This window comes from Novosphingobium sp. CCH12-A3 (assembly GCF_001556015.1).
GTDB lineage: Bacteria > Pseudomonadota > Alphaproteobacteria > Sphingomonadales > Sphingomonadaceae > Novosphingobium > Novosphingobium subterraneum.
Genome location: NZ_LSIA01000206.1, coordinates 37,508 through 56,342, shown reverse-complemented (window position 1 = coordinate 56,342; position 18,835 = coordinate 37,508). Strand labels below are relative to the sequence as shown.

Sequence of the window (18,835 nt, the reverse complement as noted above, 5' to 3'; positions counted from 1 at the left end):
AGCGGCAACTGATGCGGGACTCGGGGGGAGTCTGAGAGATGGCGCTCGGGCCTCGGCTGGACATCAGGCAGACCCAGTCGCTGGTGATGACGCCGCAACTCCAGCAGGCGATCAAGCTGCTGGCGTTATCGAACCTCGAGGTGGAAACCTTCATCGGCGAGGCGCTCGAAGCCAATCCGCTGTTGGAGATCGGCGAGGCTTCTCCGGCAGAGCCGATGGAGGCCCTGCCCGAGGAGCTGCGGCGGACGCATCTGGAATCCTCGCCGGTTGACCAGCTGGTCTCTGAAGGTCGGGTCGAGGAGGATCGACCTCTCGACATCGACGTCTCGGCGCTCGATCGCGACCGTGACACCGGCGATGCTGGCGCATTCGAGCTTTCCTCCTCGCGCGACTTGTCGGCAGGCGGCGAAGGCCCGGATATCGACGAGCATGGCCGCTTTGAGCAGACGCTGGCCGAGCATCTGCACGCACAGATCGGCGCGATCACTTCGGACCCGCAGATGCTGTTCGTTGCACGCTGGCTGATCGATCAGCTGGACGAAGCGGGCTACATCGGCATTCCACTTGGCGAAATTGCCGATGCGCTCGGGCTTTCACTCGTCGTCGTCGAACGCGCATTGACGCTGGTGCAGACGCTCGACCCCACTGGCGTCGGCGCACGCAACCTTGCCGAGTGTATCGCGTTGCAGGCCAAGGAGGCCGATCGCTACGATCCCTGCATGGCCCGGCTGATAGACAACCTGGACCTCGTCGCGCGCGGCGAGATCGCGCGGCTCAAGCGGTTGTGCCAGGTCGATGACGAAGATTTTGCCGACATGCTGGCCGAGTTGCGCAGCTACGATCCCCGTCCCGGCCTGCGCTTCGGTGGTGGCGCTGCAGAAGCGGTCGTGCCGGACATCCTGGTACGCGCGACAAGGGACGGGTGGAACATCGCGCTCAACCAGGCGACTCTGCCGCGCCTGGTCGTCAACCGCAGCTACTACGTCGAGATGCGCGGGGCCTGCATCAGCAAGGACGCCAAGGCCTGGCTGGGCGACAAGCTGGCCGATGCCAACTGGCTGCTGAAGGCGCTCGACCAGCGGCAGAAGACGATCCTCAAGGTGGCATCGGAACTGGTGAAGCAACAGGACGGCTTCTTCCGGCATGGCGTGGCGCACTTGCGCCCGCTCACGCTCAAGACCGTGGCCGAAGCGATCTCGATGCATGAATCGACCGTCAGCCGGGTCACCTCGAACAAGTACCTGCATTGCGAGCGTGGCACTTTCGAGCTGAAGTATTTCTTCACATCCGGCGTGGGCTCATCGGACGGCGAAGGCGCGTCGGCCGAAGCGGTCAAGGCCGCGATCCGGCAATTGATCGATGCCGAAGATCCCAAGGCGATCCTTTCGGACGATGCCCTTGTCGATCTGTTGAAAGCCAAGGGGTTCGACCTCGCCCGGCGCACCGTGGCGAAGTATCGCGAGGCAATCGGGCTCGGCAGTTCGGTGCAACGGCGGCGTCAGAAAGCGCTGGCGGCGGTCCGCTAGGCGCTCAAGCGCCGGGACGCTCAGCCAGCATGTGCTGGATCATGCCCTGCAGGTTGGCATCATAGCGTGCGAGAACCTGATGGTCCTCTGCCGTGTCCCAGTGCGTCACCAGTTCACGGCCGTTGAACCAGTGCAGCGCATAACCCGGTGGATCGGCAATGATCAGGTTGCGCTCATCCGGGCAATCCGGATCGATCGGGCGCAGGTCCAGCGCGACTTGCGGCGCCGTCGATGGGCATGTGGCGACAATGGTGCCCTCCCATGCCGTGCTGATGGCGCGATGGATATGGCCACAGACGATACCGATGATGTTGCTTCTGCCGCGCAGGCATGCCGCCAGTCGTTCGACCCATGGTTCGGCAGGATCTGTGTTCATCCAGGGAATGCCGACCTCCACCGGGGGGTGGTGCTGGACGATCAGCGTGCGCGCCTCTGGCGCCTCGTCGAGCCGCGCTCTGAGCCAATCGGCCCGAGCCTCGCAGAAGGCTCCACCGTGGCGACCTTCCTCGAGCGTATCGAGCACGATCAGGCGTAGCGGTCCGGCTTCCACGACATATTGGAGAAAGCCACCGTCAAAGGTGATCTCGGGGAAAACCTCGCGGAAAGTGGCACGCTCATCATGGTTGCCAAGCGCATAGTGGACCGGGAATGGCAGGCCCGAGAAGGCTTCGCGCAAGCGTTCGTAGCTGGCCTTGTCGCCGCGATCGATCAGGTCACCGGTCGCCAGCAGCAAATCCGGGCGCGGCTGCATCGCGGCCAGCTCCCCCAGCACGCGGTCAAGCCGCTGCCGGTTGAATTCACCGGGCGAGTCAGGCTCGAACCCCAGGTGAATATCGGTGACCTGTGCGATCAGCATCTTCCCCCCGTTCCGGCGCGCTAGCGCAGCTTCACCGGGAAACGGGGCCTTTCAGCCACGGCCACGGTTTGCGCCACGTCCTTCTTGCGGTCCTTCTTGGGCGCCCAGGGAGCGCCCGCATCCATGTGATAGGAGTGGCACATGGCGCAGGAGGAATCGACCGGGTCTTTCACGGATACGGATGCAAGCTTCGCTCCCTCGCCGCCGACATGGCAGGAACGGCAGCCGCCCTTCCCGTCAATCCCAGGGACGAGCAGATCGCTCGCCTTGTTCGAAGTGACGGCGTTGACGTGGCAATCGGCGCAATCGCTCTTGTTGTGCGACTTATGGTCGAACCAGCCCTTGTGGTAATAGCGATCGTTCTGTGCGACCGGCTGGACGGCAAAGCCCCCGCTTGCCGCAGAACCGCCGCGCGTGACGGTATGGCAATCGTAGCACATGCCGCCATTTGAGAAGACTTGCGCCACCGCCTGTTCGGCGCGCGTCGGATAGAACCTCACCGCGCGGGCATAGTCGGCCGCAGTGGAACGCAGCGCAGCGTCGCCCGGCACGCGGCGAGCGAGGCCCGACAGGTTGGCCGGACGCGCGGGAGCGCCGCCACGATAGAATGCGCGCAGATCGGCGACCACCAGTTCAGGCTCGCCATGCCGCAAGGTTCGGAAGGTGCCGCCGACCTGGTCGAAGCTCAACGAATGGCAGGACTGGCAGGAATCTTCCATCACTACCGGCTTGAAGCGGATGCCGGTGGCATCGGCCTTGTGGCAATCCTTGCACTGTAGCGCATCGCCGGCGGCGAAGCGTCCTGGCATGCGGCGCACCATCTGCGCGATGCCGTTGGTCTTGGACAGATGCTGGCCATGGGTGAACTTCAGGCCGTTGTTCTCGGTCAGCCCCGGCGTCCAGCTGGCACGCTGGAAAAGGGGCTTCCTGCCGTTCATGCCGCTGATGATCATCGGCTTGAACTGGGGATGGGCCGTTCCGAAATCGGCGGCATCGGCGATCTTCGTGTCCGGCAAGCGACCCTTCATTCCGTTGTGGCAGTCCGCGCAGAACTTCTGCTGGGTGGCCGGCATAGCATCCGCCCCCTCATGCTCGGTGTGACAATCCACACACCTGCCAGCCGGGCGATTGAAGGCACTGGCCACCGCACGCTGGATCGCGGCCATGCCGGTTGGTTCGCCGCGCGCCTTCAGCAGCCTCCTCTTGTCCGCGATGTGATCGTGCGCGTCCTTGGTGTGGCAGGTCAGGCATGCGTTGTCAGTCACCGCGACAAAGGCCTGCGTGTGGCAGGCCTGACAATCTCCACCCAGGTTCTTGTGGGCAAGGCTCAACGGCCCCGAGGACCAGGTCTGGTCGGCATGGAAGCCATCGGGCCGGCGCGCCTTCTCCTGCATCGCCAGCGGCTTGTAGGTCATGTAGCTGTAGATCGGGAAGGCGAGGAACGAAACCAGGACCAGTATGGCAAAGGTCCACGCCGACATGCGCTTGCCGGGCAGCAGGCCCTTGAGCGTGTAGACGGTGGCGATGTCCTTGTCCTCGGCCGAGTCCGAAACGGCCTCGACGCGGCGAACGGTGAAGGTTGCCGCGCCCGAATCAGGATCGACCGAAACGGCAATGCGGTGACCACCAAAGGTCAGTTCCGCGCCCGCCAGCGGATCCAGCGGACATTGCGTCGTGCTGCGGCCGTTGACCTCGAACGGCTGCGCTCCGATCGAGGCGATAATCAGGCTGCCGTCCGCGGCGCGCGTGACCTGTGCATGGCGCGGATCGACGGCAAGGTCGGGCAGGTGGATGTCGCATGCGGCATCGCGGCCGATGGTGAGAACATCGCCTTCGACCGTGGACGGCCGGACGATCTCCTCGCCACTGGACTTGAGCGCGATCTGGCGGACTAGAAAGCTCATCTTGCGCTCACCAGTAGAAGAAGACGCTGACGATATGGGCGGAAAGCGCCGCGATCAGCGCAAATGTCACGGGCACGTGAATGTAGAGCCATGCCTGCAGCCAGGATTTCAGCTTCAGGTGCCGTCGCATTCGACCGAGCATCGCCTCCTTGCGCGTCAGCAGGGCATCGATCTTGTCGAGCGGATCGTTGGCAATGCGCGGGCGATAGGCCCGCAGCCGCCGCAGTTCCGCTGCCGTGCTACGCGTGGCGCATCGGGGGTATTTGCCGGTGATGCGGTTCCAGAAACCGCCAGCGAACGGATCTTCATCAAGGCTCTTGCCGACGAGCGTCGCCGTTTCAGGGTCGAGCGGCTGGGCAGCATCGTGGATCTGGCGATCAAGCGAGCGCAGCGCTTCGATCATCTGCTTTTCGGTGATCGCGCCTTCTTCGTCATAGCGGTTGGCTGACAGCGCCTGCGGCAGCGTGGCATAGACCCAGATGCCGAAGATGCCCGATCCGATCACGATCAGCATCAGCGCCCAGGCCAGAGTATGGACGTTCCAGCCAAGGTGAAAGCCTGAATGGAGCGTGCCGATCACTGTCAGGCACAGGCCAAGGTAGACATGGGCTGAAGTCCATCCCTTCAGGCTCCAGCGCCCCGGGGTAATTGCGCGCTTGCGCATGCCGAGCATCGTCAGCCACAAGATCAGCAGCGCACCGATCGTGCCGAGCGTATAGCCCAGCCAGCTTGAACCGAAGTGCGTGCCCGGAAGCGGCACGAAGATGTAAAGGGCGATCAGAGCGACCGCCAGCAGGGCCGAAAGCTTGCCCCAGAACAGGTTCCGGTGCGTAAGAAAGCCTTCGTGCGTGGATGTGCGCTGGCGGGTGGCGCCGGTACGCTTGCGTGGTGCAACGGATGCCATCGGCTCAGACCCCCTCGTTCTCGAGCCGCGCGACGGTCAGGAATTCGTCGGGCGATACGCGGATGGCAGCGCCGGTCGGGCAGGCGCGGACGCAGCTCGGGCCGCCTTCGATCCCGGCGCACATGTCGCACTTGATCGCTTTCTTGCGGTCGAGCAGTTCGTCGACTGCAGGGTCGCCAGTGTACTTGGTGTTCTTCTTCGACCACTTGTAAGGTGGCTCGCCCGGCCCCGGGCCCGAGCCGAAGAACAGCCATGACAGCAGCGAGGGCTTCTTTGGCGGCACCTTGTCCATGCGGATCACGCCGTAGGGGCAGTTACGCTGGCAATTGCCGCAGCCGATGCAGGTATCGTTGATGAACACCTCGCCATCAGGTCCGCGATGGATCGCGTTGGGCGGGCAATCCGCCATGCAATGCGGATGTTCGCAGTGGCGGCACGATGTCGGCACATGGAGATGAGCAAAGCTCTTGCCTGCCTCGCGATCGAGGCGGGAGAGCCCGTCATGACTGTCGGCGCAGGCCTTTTCGCAGTTGTCACAGCCGACGCAGAGCCGTTCATCGATCAGCAGGACGTCGGTCGCTTCGCCCAACCCCTGACTGACGAGGAACTTGGCCTGTTCGGAATAGAGGTCGACCACGCCCGAGAAGCTGTCCTTCTTGGATTCGATGAAGGCATTCGTGGCGCGGCGCACTTCCATGTCCTTGCGCGCGCGTTCGAGCAGGGCGGGCTTGGCGGCAAGGACGCGGCTGAAGGCCTCGCCATCGATTCTGATGACCTCGCTCTTGATTGCAGCGCGCACCGTTGCCGTGCGCCGCCCGCCATCGATCAGCGCCATTTCGCCTACGTAGGAACCGGCCGGCAGGTAGGACAGGAACACCGGCTTGCCGCCAACTTCCTTTTCCACGACCATTGAGCCGACACGGATGACAAAGATGTCCTTGTCTTCCTCGCCTTCCCGGATGATCGCGTCACCGGCGCGCACCTGCAGGATCTTCGAGGTCTCGACCACTTCCGCAATGTCGGCGCTCGTCAGCCCGGAACCGAACATCTGGAGGATCTGACGTTCGGTCGAGATGCGCTCTATCGCGCGCTTGGCTGTCGGCACCTGGCTTTGCAGCTTGAGCGCGGCGTTGCGGCTGATCTCAACGCAGATGGTGTCTTCCGCCGCCACAATCGTGGCGCCACGCTTGCGCCCGGAAATCAGGCCGACTTCGCCGAAGATCGTGCCGGCGGGAATCGGCACGACCTTTGAAGGATCGTTGGGGTCAAGCCGCACGTGAACCGAGCCCGAGGCAATCGCGAAGAGGGAGGACCCGGGATCGTTCTTCTCGAAGATCGTCTCGCCCTTGGCGTAGGCGCGCGCGGCCGAATCGAGCATGAATTCGCGCAGCTGCAACGTGGTCATGCCATCGAGGATCGTGACATTCGTCCGCAGGAACTCGAGCCAGTCATTGACCGAACGGTTACCCGGCAAGCCTGCAAACTTGGCTTCGAGCAGTGGCTCGTCCGCCGGTTTCAGTTCGGTATTGCCGTTGATGAACTCGACGACATCGTAGCCCTGGTTCATGCAGTGCTTGATCAGCGGATAGCCCGCCAGCGCGCCGATCACGAAAATGCCGGGCGCCGTCGATTCGAACTGTGGTGACAGCGTCGGGAAGGCGAGGCGGTCGGCACTGGCGAACTCGATGCCGCAGCCTTCCACGAAAGCGCGCGGTGGCGCCGAACCGATACGCGCGATGATGCGGTCGCAGCGGATGCGCTCCTCGCCGTCGCGGGTCGACAGGGTGATCCAGCCGGGCTCGATCGACTTGGTCTCGGTCTCGTAGCGGATCGTCAGCTTGCCTGCCGCGTCATCCTCGACCAGAGCCTTGGCATTGGGCTCCTTGGCGGTGGCGAAGCTCTCGCGGACGTTGGTCGATTTCGGACTGCGGTTGAGCACCGTGACGACGTTGCCCTGTGCCGGATCCTCGACGAGGCCACGCGCGTTCTCGATCCCGGCGTCACCGGTACCGACCACAACGATATGCTGGTCGAGCACGGCGTAGGGATCGTCCAGCTGGTAGGTCACATGCGGCAGATCGCCGCCGGGGCAGCGCATGAGGTTCGGGTTGCCCTGCGTGCCGATGGCAAGGACCACGGTTTCGGCCATGACCGTCTCGCCGTTGGTCAGCTCGATGGCATAGGGGGGTGCGAAGCGCTGGAGCTCGGTCGTGGTGGTCGACCCGTCGCGCGCTCTCGTGACAATCTTCTGTACCGAGCCGGGAATCGGGGCGCCGGTTCCCTTGATGGATTTCACCTCGGCATTGTACTTCACGTTCACGCCGAGCTCGGCGGTGCGGCGGTTCCACTTGTCGAGGATGTCTTCCTTCTTGCCCGCGTCGAACTCCTGATCCGATCGCAGGACAAGCTGCGATGGCGTGGCCATCACGTGCTTGCCTTTCTGGTACTTGTAGATCGTGTCCGAAAGGTGATCGGTCTTTTCAAGCAGCACGTGGCTCATGCCGAGCTGCGCCGCACGGCCGGCAGCACTCATGCCCGCCGGGCCCGAGCCGATGATCGCAACCTTGAAAACCTCGCCCACCGGTATGCGTCCCCCGCATCGCGAACCGACGGCGCTGTTCCCGCACCTGCCTGTTCAAAAAACCGATTTGCGACCCCTGTGGCATGACATTAGCCGATGCGCCGCGCATTGCCACCCGCAATTTGCGCATCCGGACGTGGGAGGCGGGTTGTGCGCCGGTGACGCTTGCAAGCGACCCTACCGGCACGATATGCGCCACATAACACGGACGCCGAGGATGGTGCCCGACAGGAGTGAGCGATGACCGATCCCCAGCCCGCCAGCGACCCGCGGGAGCCTGCACCGCGTGATCCGGCGCAAGGGACGTCGCACGTCGGCCGCTATGCCCTGATTGCCGCAGGACTGATCGCGCTGGGCGCTGGCAGTGTTGCCATGCTTCGCGGCCCGTGCCACCGCCCGCCGCCCCCAGCCAGCAGCCTTCGGTGGATGACGTGATCGCCAAGCTCGAGGCAAAGCTGGCGGAGAAACCGGACGATGCCGAGGGCTGGCGGATGCTGGGCTGGTCCTATTTCCAGACCGAACGCTACGCCGAAGCTGCCACCGCGCTGAAGAAGGCGACGAAGCTCGACCCAGATCATGCCGAAACATGGTCGTTCCTGGGCGAGGCACTCGTGCTTGCCAGCAAGGAAGAGGGGCGGATGCCCCGTGACGCAAAGGCAGCGTTCGACAAGGCGATCAAGCTTGACCCGAAGGATGCCCGTGCGCGCTATTTCCAGGCGGTGGCAATGGACCTGGCCGGTCGGCATAGGCAGGCCATCAACGCCTGGTTTGCCCTGCTTGAGGATACGCCCGCTGACGCCCCGTACGCCGAAGACATTCGCGAGGTAATTCGCAATGTCGGCGAGAAGTACAAGATCGATGTCGAGAAGCGCCTTGCCGAAGCAAAGTTTGCGGCCCCTGCCAATGGCGTGATTACCGATGGCCCGCACAAGGCTGCGGCAGGAATTCCCGGCCCCACCAGCGAGCAGATGAATGCTGCCCAGGGGATGCCCAAGGGTCAGCAGGAAGCCATGATTCGCGGCATGGTGGACGGACTGGAGGCGAAACTTCAGGCCAATCCCGGCGATGTCGACCGCTGGATCATGCTGCTGCGCAGCCGCATGCAGCTGGGCGAACCGCGCAAGGCGGCAGAGGCCTTGCAGAGGGGGCTTGCCGCCTTCCGCAACGACAGTGCTAGCTCACGCAAACTGCGTGAGGCTGCTTCGAGCCTTGGTGTAGCCGGGGCCTGATTCGGCCCTGCGAACCCGGCCATTGGGCAAAGGCGCGCGTTCGGCATTAACCTTGCGGCCTCAGGTCCGGCGCCGGTGATTCGTTTCGGGACACCCAGGAATCAAGGCCTTCCGTGCCAAATCGAATCACTGCTGCGCCGAATTGAATCACTTTTCCGAGACTTGGGCGTTAACCCGCGCGAAACCGCTTCGTCGCTTTACAACAAATTAACCTTTCATGTTCATTCCTCCTATGGTTAATGGCGGGCAACCCGAATTGAAGGCGGGTTAATTGCCTCAGGGACATGGCAATAGAGGGGCGGTTCAATGCGCGTACTGCTGATCGAGGACGAACCTACAACGGCCAAGGCGATCGAGCTCATGCTCACGACCGAGGGCTTCAATGTCTACTCTACCGACCTTGGCGAAGAAGGCCTCGATCTCGGCAAGCTGTATGATTACGACATCATCCTGCTCGACCTCAACCTGCCTGACATGCACGGCTACGACGTGCTCAAGAAGCTCCGCGTCGCCAAGGTGCAGACGCCGGTCCTGATCCTTTCGGGCATTTCGGAAATGGACAGCAAGGTCCGCTCGTTCGGCTTCGGTGCCGACGATTACGTGACCAAGCCCTTCCACCGCGAAGAGCTGATCGCCCGCATCCATGCGGTGGTGCGTCGCTCCAAGGGCCATTCGCAGTCGGTCATCCGCACCGGCAAGCTTTCGGTCAACCTCGATGCCAAGACGGTCGAGGTCGATGGTGCCCGCGTGCATCTGACCGGCAAGGAATACGCAATGCTCGAGCTGCTTTCGCTGCGCAAGGGCACCACGCTGACCAAGGAAATGTTCCTCAACCACCTTTATGGCGGCATGGACGAACCGGAACTCAAGATCATCGACGTGTTCATCTGCAAGCTCCGCAAGAAGCTGGCACATGCCTGCGGTGGCGAGAATTACATCGAAACCGTCTGGGGCCGTGGCTACGTGCTGCGCGATCCTGATGACATGAGCGCGATCGAAGCGGCCTGACCGCGTGTTTGCCATAGCCATCCCTGAGACGGCCCGCCGGAAACGGCGGGCCGTTTGGCATTCGGGCCATGCACTTGCGGGCATGGAGTGGAACCGCCGCGCGCCTCGCCCGCTGCCTTATGCGACATGCAACGAGGATGAGCAGGACATGGCCAAGGGATTGAAAGCAGGCGACAAGGTTTCGTGGAAAAGCCATGGCGGCGAAGCCCATGGCAAGGTGGTGCGCGAACTGGAGAAGCCAACCACGATCAAGGGCCACAAGGTCGCCGCGTCAAAGGACAACCCCGAGTTTCTGGTCGAGACCGAAGAGGGCAAGCGCGCGGCGCACAAGCCGGGGGCGCTCAGACGCGACTGACGGCCAAGCGAATGCCCGTCACCCGACCCGGGTGAAGTACGTCGTTTCCATCTCCGGCATGCTCTTGTCGGCCCAGACAATCGTCTCGGTCATCGACTTGCCGTCCTTGGCAACGGTGTAGACCCGCGTTGCGACCTGCCTGCCCTCCTTGCCGAGTGTCATCACCAGCGTGTTAGGTGCCGGCTGACGCAGCGATGCGGCATCGTAGATCGGAATGTTGCCGGAGATCGGTACGGCCACGCCATCGAGTTTCGCTGTTGAGCCTGCGGTCATCCGGCTGCCGTCGGGCGTGACGATTTCGACCTGCGTCGTCCACTGCCGATCGGGCGAAACCCTGAACGCGATCATGACGCTGCGAGGCCGCTCGTCGGCCGGAAGACGCGCTGTGTCGAGCGACCACTTGCCGATTAGCGGCGAGGCAATTGCACCGGCCGAATGTGCAGCCGGTGCCTGCGCAACCTGTTGCGAGCCAGTGGAAACCAGCATGAGACCGGCAGCGAGGGGTATCAGAGTAATCATGGCGATCTTTCCTTTCGGCCAGAGACGCACCGCGAGTGCGGGCTGTTCATCGGCGTCTTCCCGGAAGCCGGGCGGAGATAGATCAGTTTTTCTGGGACAGTTTTCCTGTACCGCCACCAGGCGCGCCAGTTCGCGACTGCTACCGATCCCGGTCTTGCGCCTGGCATCGCGCAAGCGCTCGTTGATCGAGGCCTCGCTACGGTCGAGTACGGTGGCGATCGACTTTATCGTGTGCCCAGCGGTGAGCAGGCGAAGGACTTCCAACTCCTTGTCGGTAAGTTCGGCGATCGCGGGGCAGCCATGATCGGTTGCAGACATGGCTCTTTGATCACCACAGCAGGCGCGCACCGTCCATCCAATTTTCTTGTACTCGGACGCGGGAGGCTGATGATATTGACCCTTGCGGGCCGCCCTGCCAAACGCCGCCGCCATGACAGCCTACAAACCCGGCGATCCGACGACGATCAACCGCCTCTATGGCCGTGCCAAGGGCAAGCCCTTGCGGCAGGGCCAGCAGGCGCTGGTCGATGAACTGCTGCCGCAGATCTCGATGCCTGCAGAAGGTCCGATCACTGCCGAGGCCCTGTTTGGCGAGCCTCGCCCACTCCACTTCGAGATCGGCTTCGGTGGGGGCGAACACATGGCGTTCCGCGCCGACATGCTGCCCGATCACGGCTTCATCGGTGCGGAGCCGTTCCTGAATGGCGTGGCCCAAGCGCTTACGCATGTCTCGGGCGGCGTTCTCGAAGGCAAAGGGGGCGCGCATCCGCCCATCCCCAACGTGCGTATTCATCATGGCGATGCGTTGGAAGTGCTCCGGCGCATTCCGGACGGCTCGCTTTCATTTCTCTATCTTCTGCACCCCGACCCTTGGCCAAAGGCACGCCATGCCAAGCGGCGCATGATGAACGACGGACCCGTCGATATGTTCGCGGCAAAGCTCAAGCCCGGCGGGGAATTCCGATTCGGCACGGACCACGCGATCTATCTGCGCCACGCCTTGATGGTCATGCGCCGCCACAAGCACCAGTTCGAATGGCTGGCGAGCGAAGCGAAGGATTTCCAGATCCGCCCCGGCGGCTGGCCTGAAACGCGCTATGAGCACAAGGCGCGGACGGTATATGGCCATGAGGTGTGGTATTTCCGCTACCGCAGACGCGGTTAACGCTTCGTCGCAAAAAACTCTCCCTTTACGGTAGAGTATAATTTCTTGCATTTTGGTAGAGATTAATCCGGAGTAGCGGTTCGTCCCGGCCGACAACGGCAGATGGGGGACCGAATCACATGGACTTTCTCGCAGGCATCGATTTTGCCGCGTTGCTGCCGTTCATCGCCGTCGGCTTCGCCGCGCAGATGGTCGATGGCGCGCTCGGCATGGCATTCGGTGTGATCTCGAATACCCTGATGGTTGGCGTGCTGGGCATTCCCCCCGCCCTGGCGTCGCAGCGGGTGCACATCGTCGAATGCTTCACCACTGCTACTTCGGGCATCAGCCATCTCCTGCACGGCAATGTCGACAAGAAGCTGTTCTTCCGCCTGCTGCTGCCCGGGATGGCCGGCGGCATACTCGGTGCCTACGTCCTGTCGTCGATCGACGCATCGCTGGTGAAGCCGTGGGTGCTGCTCTATCTTTCGGCGATCGGCATCTACCTGCTGGTGCGGGGGATTCTGTATCCGCCCAAGATCAAGGAGGCCGGGTGGGTCGCGCCGCTCGGGCTCGTCGGTGGCTTCCTTGATGCCGCAGGCGGTGGCGGGTGGGGGCCTGTCGTCACGTCCAACCTGCTGATCCAGGGTGCCGATCCGCGCAAGGTGATCGGCACGGTGAATACCGTCGAGTTCTTCCTGACGCTGACGGTATCTGCGGCGTTCATCTGGCACCTCGGCGTGGCCGATGTTGCCGGTGCAACGCTCGGGTTCCTGATCGGGGGGCTTGCAGCGGCGCCGTTCGGCGCTTGGGCGGCCAAGCACATTCCGGCCAAGACGATGCTGATCATGGTCGGCACCGTCCTCACCCTGACCAGCCTCTACGGCGCGTACAAGGCATTTTCCTGAGGCGTTGCGGGCTAGCGCATCTTGATGTGCGGGCCCGTCCGTGCCTGAAGATCACTCCGTATTAACCATGACATGCAATAAGAGCCGGGCGGGTCGAGCGCGACTCCGCCACGGCTGGAGGGCAGGTCTTCATGGCGAGCTTGGGCGCAAGTGGCATCACCATTGCCGAGATGAGAGAGTTCGCCAGTTTCACTGCTGCTGAGCAGCGCTATATCCGCCGCAGTCTCGATGTTGCCCGCGGCCGTAACGAAACCGTTCGCCGATGGGGCCGCAGTACTGATGAAACCGCCTCGATCCAGGAACAGGCGGATCTCTATCGCGAATTGCCGCTGCTGCGCCAGATGCTCCCACATGTTGACGGGATCGACGCACTCGAGCCGTTCATGGGCCCGCTGGTACGGTTGACGACTTTTGACCTGGCGCAGAACAGGATCACCGGCTTCTCAGCCTATCGCTTCCTGTACGAGCGACTTCTTGGCGCCGCGGCCCGCCCCTGGCTTCCCGGGGCCTTCTGCGGAGCGGCAGCCCTGCCGGTCATCCGTCCCGACCGCCGTCGCGCGCTGCTGCAATCGATCAGCGAGGCTGCCGCAACGGCGCACGGCTGGTCGCTGCGCGAACCGGTGTTTTATCCTGAGTTCGTCGAAGCCGAAGCCGCCTAGAGCGGTTTCTAAGGCACGAGCACGGTATCGCGCGCAACGGCGTCTGTCTGGGGATAATCCAGCGTGTAATGCAGGCCCCGGCTTTCGTGCCTCGCCCTAGCCGAGCGGACGATAAGTTCGGCGCTCTGCAACAGGTTGCGCAACTCGATAAGGTCTGTGGTCACGCGGAAGTGCCCGTAATAGTCGTTGACCTCACCGCTGAGCATCTGGATGCGATGGGCCGCGCGTTCAAGCCGCTTGTTGGTGCGCACGATGCCGACATAGTTCCACATGAACCGGCGGATTTCGGTCCAGTTCTGCTTGATCACGACTTCTTCGTCAGAATCGGTCACGCGGCTTTCGTCCCACGCGCGCACTTCGGGAGGTGCGTCGAAGCTGTCGCGCCGGCGCAGGATATCGCGCGCGGCGGCATCGCCGAACACGAAGCATTCCAGCAGCGAGTTCGACGCCAGGCGATTGGCCCCATGCAAGCCGCTTTCGGTGCACTCGCCCGCAGCGTAGAGGCCGGGCAGATCCGTCCGCCCGTCAAGATCGATGAGAATGCCGCCGCAGGTGTAATGCTGGGCCGGCACGACCGGAATGGGACTGGTGGTCATGTCGATGCCCAGTCCCATCAGCTTTTCGTAGATGTTGGGGAAGTGTTCGCGGACGAAATCAGCCGGCATGTGGCTGATATCGAGATGGACATAATCGAGACCGAACTTCTTGATTTCGGCGTCGATCGCGCGGGCCACGACATCGCGGGGCGCAAGTTCGAGCCGCTCGGCGTCATAGAACTCCATGAAGCGCTTGCCCGTCCGCGGGTTCACCAGGCGACCACCCTCGCCACGCACAGCTTCGGTAATGAGGAAGTTCTTGACCTCGAGGTTATAGAGACAGGTGGGATGGAACTGCATCATTTCCATGTTGGAAACACGCGCCCCAGCCCGCCACGCCATGGCGATGCCATCGCCGGTCGCCCCGCGCGGAGCCGTGCTGAACTGGTAGACGCGCCCTGCGCCGCCGGTTGCCAGGATCGTTGCACTGGCCGTATGCGCCTCGACCTTCCCGCTGGCCTCATCGAGCGCATAGACGCCCCAGACCCTGCCGGAGCCCGAGTAACGGGCCGCTTCGTGGCGACCGGTTATCAGGTCGATGCAGGTCCGCCCAGGCAGGAGCGTGATATTCGAATGCGCCCGCGCAGCATCGAGCAATGCCTTCTGCACGGCGGCACCAGTCGCGTCGTCGACATGGACGATACGACGGTGCGAATGGCCGCCCTCGCGTGTCAGGTGCAAGGCGCCTTGTGCCGCGTTGAAAGGCACGCCGAGTTCAACAAGGCGCCGGATCGCTGCTGGTGCATTCTCGACGACGAACTCGACCGTCTCGCGACGATTGAGACCGGCTCCAGCGATCATCGTGTCGCGAATGTGGTCCTCGAACGTGTCGCCTTCATCGAGAACCGCTGCGATGCCGCCCTGCGCCCAGTTCGTGGACCCGCCGTCCAGCGATCCCTTCGCCAGCACCAGCACGCGGCAAGTCTCGGCAAGAACCAGGGCGGCCGTCAATCCCGCGGCACCTGAACCGACCACCAGCACGTCGTGAATGGTCTGGTCTGGCGCGCCGTCGTTTGCTGCTGCATTGCCGATCAAGCGGTTAACTCCCAATCCTTGCCTTGGCCTTGCCGTAACGGCTCATGTCATGATGCGAAAGCGCGCAAAGGCTTGCGCCTGAAACGTGTCACCAGCTTTTAATGTCGTTAACCACCTTGGTCACTTGCTTCGCAAGTGCAGCATGATAGGTGTTCTTGCGTAGAGCCCTCGCGCAGATTGATCGCTTATGCTTGAGACCAAGCTCCTTTGCATGCTCAATCGCCATCGTCCCAAACGCTCAGGCGTGGAATGGGACGGCCGGACGTTCGTTGGCACGTGCCGGCACTGCAATGCGCCGATCCGCCGGCTGGAGCGCGGAGGTTGGCGCGCCGTGAAGGATATCGAATCTACCTAGCCGGCCCGGACAGCGCGTCAGGCTGTTTCTTTCGGCATGCTGGTCAAGCTGACGAACACGTCCTCCAGATCCGCTTCCCGAGTCGAAACATCGACGATCGCATAACCCTGCCCCTGCACAAGGGACATGACTTCGCCGGCGGTCGTGCGATCCTTGTCGTAATTGATCTCGACCTGACGCTCGCCAGATACATGACTTTTGAGGAATGCAGGATGCTGCGGCGCAGCATCGAGATCACGATCCAGCGTGAGCACGACAATCTTTTCCCGTGCCATGTCGACAAGTTCGCGCGTCGGCTTGTTGGCGATCAGCTTGCCATGATTGATGATCGCGATGCGATCGCAAAGCTCTTCGGCCTCCTCGAGGTAGTGAGTCGTCAGCACTACGGTCACACCATCGCGATTGAGTTCGCCGACCAGCTCCCACAGTTGGCGACGCAGTTCGACGTCGACGCCGGCGGTCGGCTCGTCGAGCACCAGCACGGGCGGCGCGTGGACCATCGCCTTGGCGATAAGCAGGCGCCGCTTCATACCGCCAGACAGCGATCGCGCATATGCGTCCGCCTTGTCGGCCAGGTGGACCGCGCGGAGAAGTTCCATGGTGCGCCGCATCGTCTTGGGCACGCCGTAGAGTCCGGCCTGGTTGTCGAGCACTTCGGCCGGCGTGAAGAAGGGATCGAATACGATTTCCTGAGGCACGATCCCGATCGAGGCCTTGGCATTGCGCACATCGTGATCGATGTCATGCCCCCAGATCTCGACGCTGCCCGACGTCTTCATTACCAACCCGGCCAATGTATTGATCAAGGTTGACTTGCCGGCGCCGTTCGGCCCGAGGAGTCCGAAAATCTGGCCTTGCGGCACGTCGAAGCTGACCCCGTCCAGCGCCAGCTTGCCGGGCGCCTTGCCCGTCGGCGCATAGCGTTTCACCAGATCGCGAATGCGGATTGCGGGGGGAGTTTCATTGGTGCTTGCCATGGCCGCTGCCTGCACCAGCGCCAGCGAAAACGCAATTGTCTGAAGCCCGCCGATTTGCTAGCCGCAGCCCATGATTCAGGCACCCGAAACCGTTTACACCGACCATCATCGCGTAAAGTGCGACGGCGCGTCCGACATTCGCGGCGGCGTTGCCCTTGGCCATCCGCGCGTCTGGCTTGAGATCGACGAGAAGGGCTATGTCGAGTGCGGCTATTGCGACAAGCGCTTCGTCCTCAAGGGTGGCCCAGCGGATAACGCCCAAGCCGCTTAAGCAGCTTCGCTCTATGGCCTTTGTGTCTTGAGCGCCTATATCGGTCAGCATGACCGATCTTGACACCCGCTCGCTGCTCTATCGCTCTGGCCTTCTGTCGCCTGAAGAGGCGCAAAACCTCACCGCGAATGCGCTGAAATCCTGCGACGACGGCGAACTCTATCTCCAGTTCATCGCCAGTGAGAGCTTCGGTTTCGATGACGGTCGCCTGAAGACGGCAGACTATTCGCGCGATGCCGGCTTCGGCTTGCGCGGCGTCTCCGGCGAGATGACCGGTTTCGCCCACGCCAACGAAATTTCGGCGGCTGCCATTGCCCGTGCCGGCGAGACGCTGAATCTGCTCGATCCGGCGAAGGGCCAACCTGCCCCGCCGCCCCGCAACAACAACCGCCACCTCTACACCGAAGCCTCCCCGCTCGATGCCGTTCCGTTCGAGGCAAAGGTCAAGCTGCTGGAAGCCATCAATGCGGCGGCCCGGGCTCGCGATCCTCGCGTGGCGCAGGTTTCGGCTTCGCTTTCGGGTTCGTGGTCGGTGGTGGAGATCGTCCGCGCCGATGGATTCGTCGCCCATGACGTCCGCCCGCTGGTCCGCCTGAACGTCTCGATCGTCGCGGAACAGAACGGCCGCCGTGAAACGGGTTCGTTCGGCATCGGCGGCCGTCGCCTTTACGACGATCTGTTCTCGGCCGACACGTGGAATCGCGCGATCGACAAAGCGCTGAACCAGGCGCTGGTAAATCTCGAGTCGGTGGCCGCGCCGGCTGGTGAAATGACCGTGCTGCTCGGCCCCGGCTGGCCCGGCGTGCTGCTGCACGAAGCGGTCGGCCATGGTCTCGAAGGCGATTTCAACCGCAAGGGCACCAGTGCCTTCTCCGGTCGGATCGGCGAACGCGTCGCTGCGCCCGGCGTTACCGTGATCGACGATGGCACTCTGCTCGGCGTCAATGGCCAGGGCCGTCGCGGCTCGCTTTCGATTGACGACGAAGGCACGCCGACTCAGGAGAACATCCTGATCGAGGACGGCATTCTCAAGGGCTACATCCAGGACCGGCTCAACGCCCGCCTGATGGGCGTGGCCCCTACCGGCAACGGTCGCCGCGAAAGCTTCGCTCACGCGCCGATGCCGCGCATGACCAACACTTTCATGCGCGGCGGCAAGGACGATCCGGCCGAACTGCTCTCCCGCGTGAAGAATGGCATCTTCGCCAAGTCCTTTGGCGGCGGACAGGTCGACATCACCAGCGGCAAGTTCGTGTTCTCATGCACCGAAGCCTACCGCATCGAGAACGGAAAGCTTGGCGCGCCGATCAAGGGTGCGACGTTGATCGGCGACGGGCCGACCTGCCTCACCAAGGTCATCGGCATCGGCAACGATCTCGCGCTGGATGAGGGCGTGGGCGTCTGCGGCAAGGGCGGGCAGAGCGTTCCGGCAGGCGTTGGGCAGCCAACCTTGCTGGTCGAAGGCCTCACCGTCGGCGGCACGGCCTGATGGAAGGATTGCTGGCGCTGCGGCGTTATGTGGTCAGCGCGGGTTAAGCCGTTTCGCGCTATCCGCATGGGATCGAGTCGAAAGGAACTGCCAGTCATGAAGAACACCGTCAGCAAGCTCGCTGCGGCAGTGGCTGCCGGATCGCTGCTCCTTGCCGGGGCCGCCGCCGACGCAAAGCCGCGTCTTACTTCCGAGCAGGAACTCGCCAAGGCGCTCGAAGGGCGCGTGGCGGGTGAGCCGAAGGACTGCATCTACCTGCCACGCGTGGTGAACACGCGGGTCTATGACAAGACCGCGATCATCTACGACACTGGCACAACGATCTGGGTCAACCGGCCGGACTCGGGCGCCAGCTCGCTTGACGACAACGACATCATGGTCACCACGCCGTGGAACTCGCAGCTGTGCAGTGTCGATATCGTGCGAATGGTTGATCGCAACGCAGGCTTCTGGCGCGGCTCGATCGGTCTCGGCAAGTTCGTGCCCTACACGAAGGTGAAGGCTGAAAAGACCGGCTGA

At 63.0% G+C, this 18,835-nt stretch carries 18 protein-coding genes; 11 read left to right on the top strand and 7 right to left on the bottom strand.

Features of this window, described 5'->3' with window-relative positions; all coding sequences use genetic code 11:
- The first annotated feature begins 38 nt into the window (after positions 1 to 38).
- A complete protein-coding gene (gene rpoN, locus AX703_RS15985; protein ID WP_062345429.1) occupies positions 39 to 1,526 on the top strand; it encodes an RNA polymerase factor sigma-54 in 1,488 nt (495 codons plus the stop codon).
- A gap of 4 nt (positions 1,527 to 1,530) precedes the next feature.
- Here the strand turns inward: rpoN and AX703_RS15980 are convergent, their stop codons facing one another.
- From AX703_RS15980 to AX703_RS15965, 4 genes are read right to left on the bottom strand one after another with little or no spacing between them, the layout of a single operon-like run.
- On the bottom strand, positions 1,531 to 2,382 hold the full coding sequence (locus tag AX703_RS15980) for a phosphodiesterase (RefSeq protein WP_039333542.1): 852 nt from the start codon (positions 2,380 to 2,382) through the stop codon (positions 1,531 to 1,533).
- 20 nt (positions 2,383 to 2,402) lie between these two features.
- Complete coding sequence (locus AX703_RS15975) at positions 2,403 to 4,286, bottom strand: cytochrome c3 family protein (protein ID WP_062345426.1); 1,884 nt, start codon at positions 4,284 to 4,286, stop codon at positions 2,403 to 2,405.
- A gap of 7 nt (positions 4,287 to 4,293) precedes the next feature.
- Entirely contained in the window at positions 4,294 to 5,190 is an 897-nt protein-coding gene (locus AX703_RS15970) for a hypothetical protein (protein WP_062345424.1), read from the bottom strand.
- Positions 5,191 to 5,194: 4 nt separating this feature from the next.
- Positions 5,195 to 7,771, bottom strand: coding sequence for a cyclic nucleotide-binding domain-containing protein (locus AX703_RS15965; RefSeq protein ID WP_082734641.1), 2,577 nt, complete (start codon positions 7,769 to 7,771; stop codon positions 5,195 to 5,197).
- Between the two features lie 240 nt (positions 7,772 to 8,011).
- Here AX703_RS15965 and AX703_RS28410 point away from each other — a divergent pair, with 240 nt between their 5' ends.
- The 4 genes from AX703_RS28410 to AX703_RS15945 all read left to right on the top strand — a co-directional run bounded on the left by AX703_RS28410 (position 8,012) and on the right by AX703_RS15945 (position 10,363).
- The gene (locus AX703_RS28410; RefSeq protein ID WP_062345422.1) at positions 8,012 to 8,206 is read left to right on the top strand and encodes a hypothetical protein; all 195 of its coding nucleotides are present in this window, start codon (positions 8,012 to 8,014) and stop codon (positions 8,204 to 8,206) included.
- Positions 8,158 to 9,000, top strand: coding sequence for a tetratricopeptide repeat protein (locus AX703_RS15955; protein ID WP_231735567.1), 843 nt, complete (start codon positions 8,158 to 8,160; stop codon positions 8,998 to 9,000). The genes AX703_RS28410 and AX703_RS15955 overlap by 49 nt, the downstream gene beginning before the upstream one ends.
- Before the next feature lie 306 nt (positions 9,001 to 9,306).
- Positions 9,307 to 10,008 (top strand): response regulator transcription factor CtrA, encoded by a 702-nt coding sequence (ctrA, locus tag AX703_RS15950; RefSeq protein ID WP_011443965.1) that lies wholly within the window; start codon positions 9,307 to 9,309, stop codon positions 10,006 to 10,008.
- Positions 10,009 to 10,090: 82 nt separating this feature from the next.
- Entirely contained in the window at positions 10,091 to 10,363 is a 273-nt protein-coding gene (locus AX703_RS15945; RefSeq protein ID WP_231735566.1) for a DUF2945 domain-containing protein, read from the top strand.
- Between the two features lie 18 nt (positions 10,364 to 10,381).
- Here AX703_RS15945 and AX703_RS15940 read toward each other — a convergent pair whose 3' ends face one another.
- Positions 10,382 to 11,200, bottom strand: a complete 819-nt coding sequence (locus AX703_RS15940) for a helix-turn-helix transcriptional regulator (RefSeq protein WP_231735565.1) — start codon at positions 11,198 to 11,200, stop codon at positions 10,382 to 10,384.
- Positions 11,201 to 11,312: 112 nt separating this feature from the next.
- Between AX703_RS15940 and AX703_RS15935 the strand changes: the two genes are divergently transcribed.
- From AX703_RS15935 to AX703_RS15925, 3 genes are all read left to right on the top strand, one after another.
- On the top strand, positions 11,313 to 12,047 hold the full coding sequence (locus AX703_RS15935) for a tRNA (guanosine(46)-N(7))-methyltransferase TrmB (protein ID WP_062345418.1): 735 nt from the start codon (positions 11,313 to 11,315) through the stop codon (positions 12,045 to 12,047).
- A 119-nt stretch (positions 12,048 to 12,166) separates the two neighbouring features.
- Complete coding sequence (locus tag AX703_RS15930) at positions 12,167 to 12,934, top strand: sulfite exporter TauE/SafE family protein (protein ID WP_062345416.1); 768 nt, start codon at positions 12,167 to 12,169, stop codon at positions 12,932 to 12,934.
- 131 nt (positions 12,935 to 13,065) lie between these two features.
- A complete protein-coding gene (locus tag AX703_RS15925; RefSeq protein WP_062345414.1) occupies positions 13,066 to 13,593 on the top strand; it encodes a hypothetical protein in 528 nt (175 codons plus the stop codon).
- A gap of 8 nt (positions 13,594 to 13,601) precedes the next feature.
- Here AX703_RS15925 and nadB read toward each other — a convergent pair whose 3' ends face one another.
- Positions 13,602 to 15,224 carry an L-aspartate oxidase gene (gene nadB / locus AX703_RS15920; RefSeq protein WP_231735564.1) on the bottom strand — a complete coding sequence of 541 codons (1,623 nt, stop codon included), beginning with the start codon at positions 15,222 to 15,224 and terminating at the stop codon, positions 13,602 to 13,604.
- Positions 15,225 to 15,596: 372 nt separating this feature from the next.
- Positions 15,597 to 16,556, bottom strand: a complete 960-nt coding sequence (locus tag AX703_RS15915; RefSeq protein ID WP_062345412.1) for an ABC transporter ATP-binding protein — start codon at positions 16,554 to 16,556, stop codon at positions 15,597 to 15,599.
- 70 nt (positions 16,557 to 16,626) lie between these two features.
- Between AX703_RS15915 and AX703_RS15910 the strand changes: the two genes are divergently transcribed.
- The 3 genes from AX703_RS15910 (at position 16,627) to AX703_RS15900 (ending at position 18,835) form a co-directional block, all read left to right on the top strand.
- Positions 16,627 to 16,827 carry a zinc-finger domain-containing protein gene (locus AX703_RS15910; protein WP_039333527.1) on the top strand — a complete coding sequence of 67 codons (201 nt, stop codon included), beginning with the start codon at positions 16,627 to 16,629 and terminating at the stop codon, positions 16,825 to 16,827.
- A 49-nt stretch (positions 16,828 to 16,876) separates the two neighbouring features.
- On the top strand, positions 16,877 to 18,316 hold the full coding sequence (gene tldD, locus AX703_RS15905; RefSeq protein WP_062345410.1) for a metalloprotease TldD: 1,440 nt from the start codon (positions 16,877 to 16,879) through the stop codon (positions 18,314 to 18,316).
- Between the two features lie 96 nt (positions 18,317 to 18,412).
- A complete protein-coding gene (locus AX703_RS15900; RefSeq protein WP_062345408.1) occupies positions 18,413 to 18,835 on the top strand; it encodes a hypothetical protein in 423 nt (140 codons plus the stop codon).